Here is a 13,789-nt window from a genome sequence, read left to right on the forward strand (position 1 = left end):
TGTTCTGTCACTCGCATCTCCCCATTCGCGAGTTTGTAAGACAGGAGAGAAAAATGAATACCGCCCTTAAATCTATCTTGGTTGCAACATCGCTAGCTCTATCATTTGGCGCTGTTGCTGCCGATAATATTAAAACGTTACATATTCGGGAAAATCATCAGTTCTCAAAGGGGCAAAATGCTCTTCAGGCTGGAGAGCTATCCAAAGCACGAAACTATTTTAAGCGTGCGCTCAGGTCTAATCTGGCGCTGAACTATCAAGTTGCTGCTCATAATAATCTTTGTGCTATTGGATATGCGACAGGTAGCCATGATGAAGCACTGAAGGCTTGTATAAATGCGTTAAAGCTTGACCGTAATTTTTGGCAGGCCCATGTAAATATGGGCAATATCTACAAAGCAGCAGGTGATTTGGAAGCGGCGGAAACAGCTTATAAATCAGCACATGCTATTAATCCAACTAGTCAGACTATACAAACCGCCCTATCTTCCCTTCAAGATACTCGAACAAAACAGTTTTCGGAGAATAGATAAATGACTGAGGCTCTCTTTTATCCTATGGCTGCGCAGGCCTTTCTGATTTTTGCAGTCGTCATTCTTCTGGCAAAACGGCGCTTTACCGCTATTGCCAGAAAAGAAAGTGATTTGAAGTATTTCAAATTCTTTCAGGGTTCTGGAGAGCCTGAACATGTAACTGCTGTACAGCGTAATATGATCAACCAGTTTGAAATGCCGATGCTGTTTTTCTTCGGTTGTTTGGCGGCAACGGTTTTTGGACGTGTTGATGATGTGTTGTGGGTAGCAAGCTGGGTATATGTTGGCCTGCGCGGCCTTCATGTAATGGTCCACGCGGGCTCTAATAACGTGAAGCTCAGAGCCCTTGTATGGATGCTTAGCAACTTTGCATTGCTATTTTTCTGGGTTTGGATGGTGCTTTAGGCTTGAGGTACAGGGAAACCACCTGCCTGAGAAACTGCTGATGGAGCAGGGCGCCCCAGGATGGTTTCAATCCATTTTGCCAGCTCAATCACCTTATCCAGTTCAATACCTGTTTGAACATCAGATTGGGATAGAAGATACAGTAAATCTTCTGTCCCGATATTACCCGTAGCCCGGGGTGCAAACGGACACCCGCCAAGACCCGCAACAGAGCTATCAAGCACGGTGGCGCCGCCCTTATAGGCTGCCCATGCATTAGCTATCCCTGTGTTGCGTGTATTATGAAAGTGTGCTCTGAGCGGAATGTGCGGCACTGCATCTTTAATGCTTGCGAGTATATCTTCCACCTGATTTGGTACGCCCACGCCGATTGTATCAGCAATAGCGATTTCGCGTGGTTCAAACTCTGCGAGCTCTTTGGCCATATCAAGTACTGTGGAAGCTTGAACCTTACCTTCAAAAGGGCAGCCAAAGGCTGTAGAAACTGTAACCTGTGCACCAACACCATCATTTTTTGCAAGCTTCATAATGGCGCCAGCTTCCTGAATAGTTTCAGCGCGGTTTTGTCCCTGGTTCTTTTGCCCAAATGTATCTGACGCTGTCACTACACAGCCTACTTCATCAACGCCGCGTTTGTTGCCTTCACGTGTTGCGAGGGCGCGAAGATAGCCTCGTTTGTTAAGTACGAGGCCAATGTATTCGATATCAGGGTTATCAGGGAGATCGGCAATAACAGCTTCAGCGTCCGCCATTTGGGGAACAAGTTTTGGATGTACAAAGCTTGCTACTTCAAGTCGGCGGATACCTGCATCAACCGCTTTGTTGATGAGGTTTACTTTCTGCTCGGTAGAAAAATGAACTTTTTCGTTTTGCAAGCCATCACGAGCGCCAACTTCAACAATTTCAACGGTTTTCATACTGATAATCCTTTTAACAACATGGCCTTTCCCTACCACAAAATTTAATTTTCAGAAATATTTCGAAAAAAAATTGTAAGCTTTTTTTATAGCCGCTGACTTTAAGGGGGACACTTTAATGGCGAGGAGCATTAAGTTGAAGTTTATAACTCGAGGTACGACAGCGAGCCTTTTGGCCTTTGCAGCGCTAACGCCTGTAACAGCCCAAGAGGCTCAACAACAAAAGAAATTGCAGATGGAGCCATGCTTCGTCAGCGGAATTACCCGCGGAACCAAGTGTGGCACGATCGAACTGCCAGTGAACTATAACCAGCCAAATGGTGAGACAGTATCTATTCATGTTGCAATTGCGGAAGCACGCAACACGGAAAAAGAAGCTGATCCACTCTTTATTCTTGCAGGTGGCCCAGGGCAGGCTGCTGGAGAATATGGCGCGCTCGTAAAGCTGGCTTTTTCTGGTATCAGAGAAAAACGAGATATCGTAATGATCGATCAGCGCGGTACAGGCAAGTCATATGGCATGAACTGCGAGATGGATGAAAACGTTACTTCCATGGATGAAACGCTTGAGGAACTTGGCAAGTGTCATGCGGGAATGAAGCTGGATACGCGACAATTCTCTATGGAAAATGTGCTCCGCGATATGGATACCATTCGTGAAGAACTGGGATACGATAAAATCAACCTGTGGGGCGCTTCGTGGGGTACTCGTACGGCTGATGCGTATATCAAGCAATATCCGCAGCATGTGCGTAGCATGGTGTTGGACGGTATTCTTCCATCTGATATAGCGCTCTTTGAAACCGCGCCCAAAAGTGCACAACGTGCGCTCGAGAAAATTATCGAAGAATGTGAAGCTCAAAGTAGCTGCAATGAAGAGTTTCCAAATTTCCGGGCTCAGGTATTTGACCTGATGGAAAAGGCCTCGAATGGTGAACTGCACTATAAAGGGTTAAACCCGATTTCTGGCAAAATGATTGATATGCAGGTTGAGCTTACAATGGCGGTTGAAAGCCTGCGGTCTGTTATGTACCGAGCTGATGGCACAACGCTGTTGCCATTCGTTGTAAATGAGGCTTCTAACGGAAACATTTTCCCAATGTTGTCCCCTCTCTTCGGCAGCGGCGGCGGTGGTATGTATATCGGGGCTACCCTTTCCATGCTTTGTGGCGATGAAGTTTCCCGCGTAACACCAGAAGAAGCAAAAGCGGCTGGTGAAGGTAGTTTTGCTAGAGATAGCTATTACGGCGTATGGTCTCAGATGTGTACCAAGTGGAATTATGAAGTGCCAACATGGGATTATAAAACCCCGGTAGATACAGATATCCCAACGCTGGTTCTCTCCGGTAACCTCGATCCAATCACACCTCCTGAGTTCGGTGACCACTATATGAAAGGTGTTTCAAACGGGCGCCATATTGTGGTTCAGGGAACTGGCCACAACACGAGCTTTACTGCTTGTATGCCGGAACTTATGACTGAATTTATAACCACTCTTGATGTGGAAGCGCTTGATACAAGCTGTCTGGATCATTTGAAGCGTATGCCGATTATCATCGGTGCAAACGGCAACGTGAAGTAGGGGGAAGACTTATGATTTCTGTTGAAAATATTTCTAAATCCTACGGTGACGTGCAAGCTGTGAAAGGCATGACGTTTCAAGCACAGGATGCTCAGATAACTACACTGTTAGGGGCGAATGGTTCAGGTAAAACAACTACACTTCGTTCTATTTCAGGTTTGTTGAAGCAGGACGGTGGTGCCGTGAAAGTAGATGGTATTGATGTAAAGCAAGATACCATTGCAGCACAAAGACGCCTCGGTGTATTCCCCGATAGTTTTGGTCTCTATACACGCCTCACCACGCGTGAACATATGGAATACTTTGCTGAGCTTCATGGTCTTCACGGTTCTGCATTAGATGCCGCTGTATCTGAAGTTTCCGAGCGTCTTAACCTCGAGGATATTCTGGACCGACGTACTGAAGGTTTCAGCCAAGGTCAGCGTATGAAGGTGGCTCTATCGCGGGCAATTATGCATAAACCACAGAATATTGTGCTTGATGAACCGACACGTGGTTTGGATGTGATGAATATCCGCTTGCTGCGGCATATTCTTCAGGAACTTAAAGATGCTGGGCACTGTGTACTTCTTTCCAGCCACGTTATGGCAGAGGTAGAAATTCTTTCTGACCATGTGGTGATGATGGCCGACGGTGTTGTATGCGCCGAAGGTAGCCCTCAGGAACTGATTGCAAAATCAGGCCAGCCAAATCTTGAGGAAGCATTTGTTGTTCTAACAGGTCAAAAAGACCATCAGGAAAGGAATGTAGCATGATCGCTCAGGCCTTAGCAGTTTATAAAAAAGAGATGCGGGATATGTTGCGCGATCGTCGCATGTTGATCGCAGCCTTTTCCTTTGCCCTTCTTGGGCCAGCTTTTATGGGCTTTATCGCCTTCCTTACAAAGGAAGATGATCCAGTTGAAGTAAAGATTACCGCTGCAGTTAGTTATATGGAACAAGCACCTGGTTTGGTTGCTTTTATGGAACGGGAAGGGCTTGTTGTTTCCCCATATACTGGCGACAAAGTCGGTGAAACCTTACCTGAGGGCGCTGATGCTCTTGTGATGTTACCATCAACATACGCCGAAGATTTGAAATCGGGTAATCCTGTTTCAGTTCAGGTGTTTACAGATGAAAGTTCACGTAAAGGACTTGAACGTGGCCGTACGATTATGGGCCTTGTTGAAGGGTATAACAGTTATCTAACTGTTCACCGGATGACAGCGCGCGGCATCCCGACTTCGCTACTAACATCTGTGGTGCCTTCGCGTCATGATATCTCGGAAAAGCATCTGGCAGTGCAGTTGCTTGGTGATGGTTTGGCGATGATGTTTATTCTGGCAACATTCGTAGGCGGCTTATCTGTGGCTGTTGATACCCTTGCGGGGGAACGCGAGCGCCATAGCATGCAGCCACTATTAGCACAGCCTGTTACTTCTATGGCCGTTATACTTGGTAAACTTGGGATGGTGTCCAGCTTTAGTATCATTGGTACAGTGTTAATGGTGACAACAACAATGACGACTATGTCATTCATCCCTGCGGAAATGTTACCTCTTTCCATCTACATTGATGCTTCAACAATCACTCTTTTGTTGATGCAGCTTATTCCGTTTGCAATTTTTATTGCAGCTTGTCAGCTCTTTATCAGCATTCAGGTGAAAAGTTTCAAAGAAGGACAGAGTTATATCTCGATGTTCATGTTTGTGCCGATGTTTGTGGCTTATCTTAAGATATATGGCAGTGCTAAACTGCCACCAGTTGCGAACTATTTCCCGGTGATGACTGATATGGAAAGCATTAGCAGCCTGCTGTTCACTGGTGAATTTGCAGCGACTAACTTCTTTATCTCAGTTGCAATTAGTGTTGTAGGAGCATTGGCGCTTACGTGGTTTACATCGCGTAAACTGCAGAGCGAAGTACTCTTGGACGCAGCGTAAAATAATAAAAAGCCAGTTACCTGTTGTAGCTGGCTTTTCTTTTCTGGTAGATGCAGTTTTATATTCTATCACTGCTTGGATGTGTATTTAAGATATGAATTTCAAAGGGATACTTCAGGAGCATAGCGCTATGCTTGGCCGTATCGTCTCATCTTATGAGGCGGATAAGGCGTTGCAGCAGGAGCTTATGCAGGAAGTGTCATTGGCGCTTTGGCAAGCGCTACCGAAATTCAAAGGCGAGGGAAGCATGAAGGGATATATTGCCCGTATTGCTCAGAACCGCTGTATTTCACATGTAGGTAAAGCCGTAAAACAGCCGAAAAGTGCTGAACTTGATACGAATATCCCGTGTGGGAGCGCCTCTATTGTTGAAACTCTTGAGAAAGACCAGCAACGCAGATTGCTTCTGAATGCCGTGCGGCAACTGCCTCTTTCACTCAGAGAGGTTACAACGCTTGCTCTTGAAGGGTTCTCTCACCGGGAAATCGGTGAGGCACTGAATATCAGTGAAAATAATGCGATGGTACGTTTCAGTCGTGCGAAGGCCGAGTTGAAGAAAGCTTTGGCAAGAGGATAGACCATGACAGACAATAATAATGATATGAAACCGATGAACGACGATATGCCGGAATGGGATGACCTGCAGGAGATGTGGCAGGAACAAAGCCCTGATATTGATATGGGTAAACTTGCCCGTAATGCTCGCTTTGTATGGTGGCGTATGCGTTTCAATTTCATTACTGAGGTTGCAGCTTGTATCTTTGGTTTGGCTGTTTTCGCTACCTTCTTTGATATCAACTCTCTTGCGACTACACTGTTTGCCATCTTTGGGGTTAGCTTCTGTATTATAAGCTTGTGGGGCGCAGTTTATATCCGCCGTGGTGCTTGGGGTAAGCCTGACGATACGGCGCTTTCTCTTCTCAAATTACAGGTCGCAAGAGCAGAATCTGCGATTAGGTACATTGTTGTAAACAAATATATGAGCTACGGCTCAATAGTAATATTAGCCTTGGGTTATTGGGTCATATATGAAGAACACGGTACGCTTCTTCCCACTGGTAATGATCCTTTCAAGTACTTCTTTCACGGTGTATTGATCGGCCTTGGTATTACAGCCCTATTATACCCGGTTTTCGGTGGGTTTTATATTCGTAAAAAAGAAGCGTTGATCGCTGAACTTCAAGCACGGATAGATGAGCTTACTGAGCTCACCTAAACTTTCTTTCCTCTAATGATTTGCCGCACCATATAGCGTATAGGGTGCAGACGTTCCTGCACCGGAATAGGCATAGGAACGGGATCTCCGCATATAAGTGCCGCAAGATATTCAGCAGCCAGTGGTGCTTGCTGATATCCTTTAGAACCAAATCCCGTCATAACATAGAGACCCTCTTGATATGGTATTTGGCCCTCTATTTTCGCCTTCGATGTTTTAGCGAGCGGTTCAAGCAGGTTTTTTGCTGTATCCCAATCCGGTACAGGACCAATGAAGGGCAGATAATCTGGTGATGTTGCTCGCAAGCTCTTCCAGGATTTTACGGAGGGGGCCGGATTGAAAGTTATACCGGTATTATCTTTTAATTTCTCAAAGATTACAGCTGTGCTCTCATCGCTGTAGTTCAAGTTAGTGCTAGCTTCAAAGGTTGATCCAATGGTTTGATCTCCAGTGATAGGCGCAGTCACATATCCGCCAAATGCTGTGCTGGTTTGGGGCAGGGCATTATCTTGGTCCATCACCTCAACTTGTCCGGCCTTGGCTGTTAAGCCCAGATGATCACCTACTAAATCAAAAGTAGGAGTATTTGGTCCTGTTGCCAGAATAACCACATCAAATTCATGGGTCTGCTTTGCGGTGCTAAGGAGCCATTTATCTTTTTTTGTAGCATGTTCAACGGTTTCAGTAATAACCTTGATATCATTTGTAAGGCTGGAAAGAACTGCTTTGGTCGATAACGAGCCTGATTTAGGGTAAGTGAGCGCTTCATCTTCAAGTTTTAACCAGTACTCGTCCCACCCAAGCTTTTTTGCCAACTGAGTGAACTTCTCGCGCTCATCAGTGTCTTTGCTAACTAGTTTTACACCTTTGTTTTCAGCAAATGCCGCTACGTATGGTGGATAGCTGCAGGCATGAATGAAGGCAGAGGTAATGAAGCGTTCGGCAGGTTGTTCTCCAAGCTGGAAAGCAGGAGCCATAATCGCAGCTGGCACGTTGCTGCCAGTTGGTGAGGTATCTTTAAAAAGGGTAACATCACGCCCTTTACGTTGAAGGGTTGAAGCCAATGCCGAACCTGCAATCCCTCCACCAATAATAGCTATTTCACCTTTTGGTGCTGGTTTTGTAGCCTGCATCCAGTGGGCTCGCTTCGGTTCGACCTGCTGAATGTGCTTATCAAAGGTGCCGACTAATCTTTCGCGTTTACGGCCGTATCCCTTAGTTTTATCAACTATGAAGCCTCGATCCCTAAGGCCGCGCTTAACGAAACCGGCGGCAGTGAATGTTGCGAATCTTGTGCCCGGTATTGAAAGACGGGCGATCTGATCGAACACATCATCAGACCACATATCAGGGTTTTTAGCTGGGGCAAAACCATCAAGAAACCAGCCGTTAACAGTGGCATCAAGTTCGCTATAACATTTGGCGCTGTCACCAAACATGAGGATTAGTTCGATTTTTCCGTCTTCAAAATAGCGGTGATGAAACCCTTCAGAAGGTGCGGGCCATGCAGCGCAGAGCGCTTGGGAAAACTCTGCAAGCTCAGGGAAGGTAGCATGAGCTTTTCTAAGAGCCTCTTCAGAAAGCGGATATCCTTCTACTGAGATAAAGGTGAGTCTGCCTTTGGCGCCTGAGGCGAGAAAAGCTTTGTAGGTGGCAAGAAAGTTTAAGCCAGTACCAAACCCTGTTTCTGCAATCACATAATGCTTAGTATCCATCCATATATCAGGGGCGCCAATACCTTTCAGGAAAACAAAATCAGTTTCTGCGAGGCCATCTTCCTCTGAGTAATAAACATCACCAAACGCTGGAGCCACAGGCGCATTGCCGCGCCATTCCAGAGATGCTTCACTGAGTTTTTTTACCATAACAGACCTCATTTTTGCTTTTTAATACTCGGTCATTGGGCTTTTGTCTGCTTTGAATTAGATAAACAATAAGGAAAATTACCCAGCTATACGCTGGGACTGGAAGGTAAAGGGGGATTGTATGCTGTATTCACTTGAGGGAGTGACACCTGAAATTGCCAAAACTGGGTGGACTGCTCCAACAGCAACAGTGATTGGTAATGTTAGCTTGGCTGAAGAAGCCAGTATTTGGTTCAATTGTACCATCAGAGGCGATAATGATCCGATCAATATCGGCAGTCGAAGTAACATCCAAGATAACAGCGTGCTTCACACGGATATTGGTGCACCCATCAATATCGGGGAGGGGGTAACAGTTGGCCATAAAGTAATGCTTCATGGCTGTACGATTGGCGAAAACACTCTAATCGGGATGGGGAGTACGATCCTGAACCACGCAAAAATCGGCGCCAATTCTATTGTCGGAGCCAATAGCTTAGTAACAGAAGGAAAAGAGTTTCCAGAGAATGTTTTAATCGTTGGTAGTCCTGCTCGCGTAGTGCGTGAACTTAAGCCAGAAGAGCTTGAAATGATTAAGAAATCTGCTCATGTCTATGTAGAGAATGCGAAGCGTTTTCAAACAGAGCTGAAAGAAGTGAAGATTTAGCTAGATAGTTCACAAGTTTCGCTTTAAAGGTTAGGTTTGTCTGTACCGTAGTATGCGAGGGGCGTGTGTCCGATATTAATAATTTGCGCCATTTGGAGCTTAAATCTCGGGAAGAGATTGCAAGCAAGATTGGGCGAATAATTGCATCAGATTCATCGGCTTCCGATAAAGAGGCCGCGTTTGAACTCGCGCGTACTTTAGTTGAAGATGCTGCGGTGTCTGTGAGGTCTGCTCTTGCGGCGGAACTACGTGTCTGTAATTTCCTGCCCCCTGAACTAGTCTCATCACTCGTTAATGATGTTGATGAAATATCATTGCCGTTTCTTGTGGCGTCAGATGCTATGGATGATGAGTTTTTAGAGGATATTATCCGCAATTGCGGAGATAATGCGCAGGAAGCTGTTGCTACGAGGCAAGGTATTTCTGAGGCAGTCAGTTATGCGATTTGTGATGTCGCTTGTAAATCAGCTGTTGAAATCCTCATGGAAAATGAGACAGCAGAGGTTTCTGAGCGTGGCAGTGAACGTGTTATGGAGCGTTTCCCGGAAGAGCGCAGTTTGCTGGAAAAACTTTCTCAACGTTCTGATTTACCCGCCGATTTGGCAGAACGTATTATTTTTAAGGTTTCACGGCAGTTCGGGGAATATCTGGTTAAGAAGTTTCGTATTTCTACAGATTATGCGTCGTATCTGGCGTCTATCGTAAATCGGCAGGTGTTTAACCAAACGCTGGAAATGGCTCCGCTTTCAGAGGTGGAAAACTACCTCAAACAATTACGTGGTGAAAATGCACTGAATTCTGACGTTCTTTTGAATTATATGCAGAGCCGAAATGTGCGACTGTTCACAGCAGCAATAGCGGTATTAATTGATAAGCCCTTTTCCAGCGTGGAACCTGTTCTCGCTCGCGGCGATAAAAAGATAATGGCGCGCCTTTTTGAAACAGCTGGTTTTTCAAAATCCGTTGTTGGTGTGCTGTTGATTGCTTACGAAAGGTTGCTGCGGGGGCACTAAATAATTGGAGTGAGTTTTGACTATTTCCTGCCAGCGCCATCTTTTCGATATTCCTTCCGATATTTGTTATCTTAACGCATCTTACATGACGCCGCTCACTCTTAAGCAGGCGGAAGTGGGCGAGGCTGCCCTCAAACGATGCATGCAGCCCTGGACCGTGAGCCCTCAGGACTTTTTCGATACTGTCCAGCCGGTGAAAGACCTTTCAGCCCGAATGTTTGGCGTTGATCCTGAAGATATGGCTGTTATTCCTTCGGTGAGTTACGGCATCGCAAGCGCCGCGAAAAACATTAAACTGGAAGCCGGACAGAAGATTATACTTCTCGAACATCAGTTTCCCTCAAATGTCTATGAATGGCGTGATTTAGCTGAAGCACAGGAAGCTTCAATTATCACTGTTCCAACACCAGAAAACCATGACTGGACTTCCGCAATCCTTGAGGTGCTTGCTGAAGAAGGAGAGGATGCTGGTTTGTTGGCGCTCGCGAATGTGCACTGGTCATCTGGTGCTCTTTTTGACCTGAAAGCTATCTCTGTTGAGTGCAGAAAAAATGGTGTTTCGCTTGTGTTGGACCTTACCCAATCAGCGGGAGCAGTCCCAATTAATTTGGCGGAAATTGATCCTGATTTCGCGGTGATTGGTAGCTATAAATGGATGATGGGCCCATATAGCATGGGGGTAATGTATGTACCGCCACGTAACCAGCAAGGCAGGCCGCTTGAGCAGAACTGGATCGCCCGTAAGGATAGTGAAAATTTCAGCCAACTTGTTGATTATAAAGATGGATATCAACCGGGTGCCGCGCGGTTTGATATGGGGGAAAAATCCAACTTTATTCTAAGCCCGGTTTATGCAGAGGGTATCCGGCAGCTTCTTGAGTGGGGTGTGGAAAATATCGCAACTTCAATTGATGCGCTGAATATGAAGCTCGCTGCTATTTGTGTGGCTGCCGGATTTGAACCAATTGAAACAGCATACCGATCACCAAATATTTTGGGAGTTCACGTGGGAAAACGTGCAGATGAAGTGCTTGGTAAACTTAAAGAAAACAATATTTCGGCTGGTATCCGCGGGGACATGTTGCGCCTTGCTCCACACCTATGGGTGAATGAAAATGATCTCGATCGTTTTGAAAGTGTTTTCAAAAGCTTGAAATAGCCTGTTTCGATCTGAAGCGCTGTTTCAAAATGGTACATATTTCGATTAAAATATCTGTAGTTTTTTGAAACGTATCTAATTAAGATGTTGATATATATGGTTTTTATTTTTGGCACGCTTAATGCTGTTATATAAGTGTCTTGGAAATCTTTGCCTGAGGTGACAAGACGTGATTTGAAGAGCCTGCTTCCATTTTGCCTGAGTGGAGCAGGCTCGACTTATCAGCGGGCAGGAGCAATCCTGTCCGTTTTTTTATTGCCAAATCCCTGTGCAGTAGAATAGCTTCCCTCGCTCGGGGGAAGTGAAGGAAGTTCCGTGAAAAGAAAACTAATCTACGACAACGGTTTTTTCCGTGGTCTTTTGCATGTGATTGCGAAAGCGTTTCTTAGGATGACTGGATGGACTGTAATTGGGGAAGCACCAAACGATAAAAAATATGTGGTGATTGCAGGGCCTCACACCAGTAACTGGGATTTCCCTCTTTTTATTGCTGTTGCAGGGTATTTAAAGCTCAGGCCTTCTTTCCTTGGAAAAGATAGTTTGTTTAAGGGCCTTCATGGGAGGTTTTTCTACTATATGGGCGGTATCCCTGTTTACCGGGAAGGACCGGAAGCCGCTGATATTGTTGATCAGGCGATAAGAGCTTTTGCTGATAATGATGAACTGATTTTAGGTATTGCCCCGGAAGGTACCAGGTCAAAGGTAGAAAAGTTAAAATCAGGCTTTTACCGGATCGCAGAAGGGGCGGGGGTGCCTATTCATATGGCCTATCTGGATAGTGAAAAGAAAGAAATTGGTTTTGGTCCGCGGTATGTACCTTCCGGGGATATGGCGAAGGATATGGAAGAAATCTACCAGTTTTACAAGAGCAAACCCGGTGTAAAGCCTCGGGGTGATTAATTAACTATTTATTGGCAGTGAAAAAGGGAAGCGTTAGCCTCCCCTTTTGATAGCATTATTATTTTTTCGCAAGCGCTGTACTTATTTGCGTAATAGGAACACCGTTCACTGTAACTACATCATTTTCAATAGTTATCCGTGTGTGTAAGTTTCCATCTTGTTGTTTGATTAAACCCATCTGTACATATTGAGCTAGCTGAGCATTTAAAACCTGATCAACTTGATCTCTAGTAAGGTTTTGTCCTTGCATACTCATTGCAGACTTTATGAATTGAGTTAGGAATGCATAATCAGCACTGAAGTTACTTTCACCTTTGATGGCCTTTGAAAGAACAGTTTGTATAGTTTCTTCGTTGAGGTCTAAATCGCTTGGAATTACGTAGACTGAATCAATATTCATAGAGCCGCCGCTGTTTTCAGCGCTCAATTCATTTATGTTTATTGAAATGCCAGCTTTTAGTTGCTGTTGCATTACTTCTTCAAGTTGACTGACAGCTTCCTTGCTTTCTTCTTCGGCAAGTTCCAAGTTTGGGTTTAATAAAGCTTGCCAGCCTAATTGTCCTATCTTTTGCTGAGTTTCCAGAAGGTCAACAAGGATGTTGCCAACGCTCATATCGGTTTTAATATTCTTGAGCGATAACTCCCCGAAATCAGTTTTAACAAACATTGACGAAAGGTGTGATGTTAGAGCTGCATCAACACTGTTTTCTGATTCATTACCAATGATAGTTTTAGAACTATAATTGGCCTTGCCGAGGGTAAACTCTATATTTCTAGCGTATTCTTGAAACACAAAATGTATGTTATCTGTGTCAGCGGTTGCATTACCTGCCCAAAAACTATCGCTAATTTTTGTCATTGAACCGTTGATAGAAACTTCTCCAAGATCAAAGATCACTTTTGTTGGAACGGTAGTGTTTGTACCTCCTTCAGTGATGATCTTAGATTCTTCAATTGTTAAAGAAGCACCACCCCAATCTAAAGATATATCTGTGTTGTCAGCCGAATTATTCAGGCTCCAGCTAGATGAAAGGGGTTTAATGTCCCAGCTAACACTTATGTCATTTTTATCAGTAGTTTGGCTGGCAAAAGAATGCTGCCCCCTTTAAGACTTGAAGTGAAAAGAACTTCGCCGCCGAATGAACTACTTATAGTGTAGGTGCTTTTGAGACTTTCAGCTAAAAGAGTCATAGCTTTTTTTTCTGTGGGCGAGGTATCGTTTTCTTTTTCGATGAGCTTTTCAAAATCTACTTCAATGTCACCAGACGCATAGGCCGCACCAAAATGAATGCCGTCTTTAAAAATAACTGGGCCGTGTTGAATATTAGTAGAAAACGTTATGCCAGTTCCGTTTGTATCTGCTTCAAATGGAAGACCGATATCTTGCAGTGGAGCTAATATTGATGGCGACAGCGGAAAACGAATTTTAAAGTCTGAACTAAACCAGCCATTATTAAATTCTATTACCTCTAGTGGTATGCTCACTTGCTGGCTATAGGCATTAACGGTTTTACGGACACCTTCTTCGATTGAAGAACTGATTAATTTTGCTCCGCCAATATAAAACGCAGTACCAGCTAGCAAAACGCCAATAATAATTTTGGAATTTTTCACAAGAACCCTCTTAAATTT

15 protein-coding genes are annotated in these 13,789 nt (G+C 44.8%); 11 read left to right on the plus strand and 4 right to left on the minus strand.

The features are described from left to right. Positions 1 to 53: 53 nt before the first annotated feature. Positions 54 to 533 carry a tetratricopeptide repeat protein gene (locus tag KFE96_RS09810; RefSeq protein ID WP_255832434.1) on the plus strand — a complete coding sequence of 160 codons (480 nt, stop codon included), beginning with the start codon at positions 54 to 56 and terminating at the stop codon, positions 531 to 533. Beyond that, complete coding sequence (locus KFE96_RS09815) at positions 534 to 938, plus strand: MAPEG family protein (protein WP_255832435.1); 405 nt, start codon at positions 534 to 536, stop codon at positions 936 to 938. Here KFE96_RS09815 and KFE96_RS09820 read toward each other — a convergent pair. Continuing rightward, entirely contained in the window at positions 935 to 1,855 is a 921-nt protein-coding gene (locus KFE96_RS09820; protein ID WP_255832436.1) for a hydroxymethylglutaryl-CoA lyase, read from the minus strand. The genes KFE96_RS09815 and KFE96_RS09820 overlap by 4 nt on opposite strands. Positions 1,856 to 1,991: 136 nt before the next feature. On the opposite strand from KFE96_RS09820, the gene KFE96_RS09825 reads away from it, so the two are divergent. The 5 genes from KFE96_RS09825 (at position 1,992) to KFE96_RS09845 (ending at position 6,574) form a co-directional block, all read left to right on the plus strand. After that, positions 1,992 to 3,437: an alpha/beta fold hydrolase gene (locus KFE96_RS09825; RefSeq protein ID WP_255832437.1), complete on the plus strand. Its 1,446-nt coding sequence runs from the start codon at positions 1,992 to 1,994 to the stop codon at positions 3,435 to 3,437. 11 nt (positions 3,438 to 3,448) lie between these two features. Beyond that, a complete protein-coding gene (locus KFE96_RS09830; RefSeq protein WP_255832438.1) occupies positions 3,449 to 4,192 on the plus strand; it encodes an ATP-binding cassette domain-containing protein in 744 nt (247 codons plus the stop codon). Continuing rightward, the gene (locus KFE96_RS09835) at positions 4,189 to 5,358 is read left to right on the plus strand and encodes an ABC transporter permease (RefSeq protein WP_255832439.1); all 1,170 of its coding nucleotides are present in this window, start codon (positions 4,189 to 4,191) and stop codon (positions 5,356 to 5,358) included. Before KFE96_RS09830 ends, KFE96_RS09835 begins: the two co-directional genes overlap by 4 nt. A 94-nt stretch (positions 5,359 to 5,452) precedes the next feature. Further along, complete coding sequence (locus tag KFE96_RS09840; RefSeq protein ID WP_255832440.1) at positions 5,453 to 5,935, plus strand: RNA polymerase sigma factor; 483 nt, start codon at positions 5,453 to 5,455, stop codon at positions 5,933 to 5,935. A 3-nt stretch (positions 5,936 to 5,938) separates the two neighbouring features. Further along, positions 5,939 to 6,574: a hypothetical protein gene (locus tag KFE96_RS09845; protein ID WP_247018530.1), complete on the plus strand. Its 636-nt coding sequence runs from the start codon at positions 5,939 to 5,941 to the stop codon at positions 6,572 to 6,574. Here the strand turns inward: KFE96_RS09845 and mnmC are convergent. Beyond that, positions 6,571 to 8,439, minus strand: a complete 1,869-nt coding sequence (mnmC, locus tag KFE96_RS09850) for a bifunctional tRNA (5-methylaminomethyl-2-thiouridine)(34)-methyltransferase MnmD/FAD-dependent 5-carboxymethylaminomethyl-2-thiouridine(34) oxidoreductase MnmC (protein ID WP_255832441.1) — start codon at positions 8,437 to 8,439, stop codon at positions 6,571 to 6,573. The two genes, KFE96_RS09845 and mnmC, sit on opposite strands and share 4 nt — an antisense overlap. 121 nt (positions 8,440 to 8,560) lie before the next feature. Between mnmC and KFE96_RS09855 the strand changes: the two genes are divergently transcribed. From KFE96_RS09855 to KFE96_RS09870, 4 genes are all read left to right on the plus strand, one after another. Beyond that, on the plus strand, positions 8,561 to 9,085 hold the full coding sequence (locus tag KFE96_RS09855) for a gamma carbonic anhydrase family protein (RefSeq protein ID WP_255832442.1): 525 nt from the start codon (positions 8,561 to 8,563) through the stop codon (positions 9,083 to 9,085). 65 nt (positions 9,086 to 9,150) lie between these two features. Continuing rightward, positions 9,151 to 10,098 carry a DUF2336 domain-containing protein gene (locus KFE96_RS09860; protein WP_247018537.1) on the plus strand — a complete coding sequence of 316 codons (948 nt, stop codon included), beginning with the start codon at positions 9,151 to 9,153 and terminating at the stop codon, positions 10,096 to 10,098. Between the two features lie 16 nt (positions 10,099 to 10,114). After that, positions 10,115 to 11,257 (plus strand): aminotransferase class V-fold PLP-dependent enzyme, encoded by a 1,143-nt coding sequence (locus KFE96_RS09865; protein WP_255832443.1) that lies wholly within the window; start codon positions 10,115 to 10,117, stop codon positions 11,255 to 11,257. A 315-nt stretch (positions 11,258 to 11,572) separates the two neighbouring features. Next, entirely contained in the window at positions 11,573 to 12,157 is a 585-nt protein-coding gene (locus KFE96_RS09870) for a lysophospholipid acyltransferase family protein (RefSeq protein WP_255832444.1), read from the plus strand. 58 nt (positions 12,158 to 12,215) lie between these two features. Here the strand turns inward: KFE96_RS09870 and KFE96_RS09875 are convergent, their stop codons facing one another. Continuing rightward, complete coding sequence (locus KFE96_RS09875) at positions 12,216 to 13,217, minus strand: DUF945 family protein (RefSeq protein ID WP_370650579.1); 1,002 nt, start codon at positions 13,215 to 13,217, stop codon at positions 12,216 to 12,218. After that, the gene (locus KFE96_RS09880; protein ID WP_255832445.1) at positions 13,214 to 13,771 is read right to left on the minus strand and encodes a DUF945 family protein; all 558 of its coding nucleotides are present in this window, start codon (positions 13,769 to 13,771) and stop codon (positions 13,214 to 13,216) included. The genes KFE96_RS09875 and KFE96_RS09880 overlap by 4 nt, the downstream gene beginning before the upstream one ends. Between the last annotated feature and the right edge of the window lie 18 nt (positions 13,772 to 13,789).

This window comes from Kordiimonas sp. SCSIO 12603, from assembly GCF_024398035.1.
Classification (GTDB): domain Bacteria; phylum Pseudomonadota; class Alphaproteobacteria; order Sphingomonadales; family Kordiimonadaceae; genus Kordiimonas.

What these genes read in the sequence shown, in the direction of transcription:
- KFE96_RS09810 (WP_255832434.1), top strand. Translation starts at nt 54, where the DNA reads ATGAATACCGCCCTTAAATCTATCTTGGTTGCAACATCGCTAGCTCTA.
- KFE96_RS09815 (WP_255832435.1), top strand. Translation starts at nt 534, where the DNA reads ATGACTGAGGCTCTCTTTTATCCTATGGCTGCGCAGGCCTTTCTGATT.
- KFE96_RS09820 (WP_255832436.1), bottom strand. Translation starts at nt 1,855, where the DNA reads ATGAAAACCGTTGAAATTGTTGAAGTTGGCGCTCGTGATGGCTTGCAA.
- KFE96_RS09830 (WP_255832438.1), top strand. Translation starts at nt 3,449, where the DNA reads ATGATTTCTGTTGAAAATATTTCTAAATCCTACGGTGACGTGCAAGCT.
- KFE96_RS09835 (WP_255832439.1), top strand. Translation starts at nt 4,189, where the DNA reads ATGATCGCTCAGGCCTTAGCAGTTTATAAAAAAGAGATGCGGGATATG.
- KFE96_RS09840 (WP_255832440.1), top strand. Translation starts at nt 5,453, where the DNA reads ATGAATTTCAAAGGGATACTTCAGGAGCATAGCGCTATGCTTGGCCGT.
- KFE96_RS09845 (WP_247018530.1), top strand. Translation starts at nt 5,939, where the DNA reads ATGACAGACAATAATAATGATATGAAACCGATGAACGACGATATGCCG.
- mnmC (WP_255832441.1), bottom strand. Translation starts at nt 8,439, where the DNA reads ATGGTAAAAAAACTCAGTGAAGCATCTCTGGAATGGCGCGGCAATGCG.
- KFE96_RS09855 (WP_255832442.1), top strand. Translation starts at nt 8,561, where the DNA reads ATGCTGTATTCACTTGAGGGAGTGACACCTGAAATTGCCAAAACTGGG.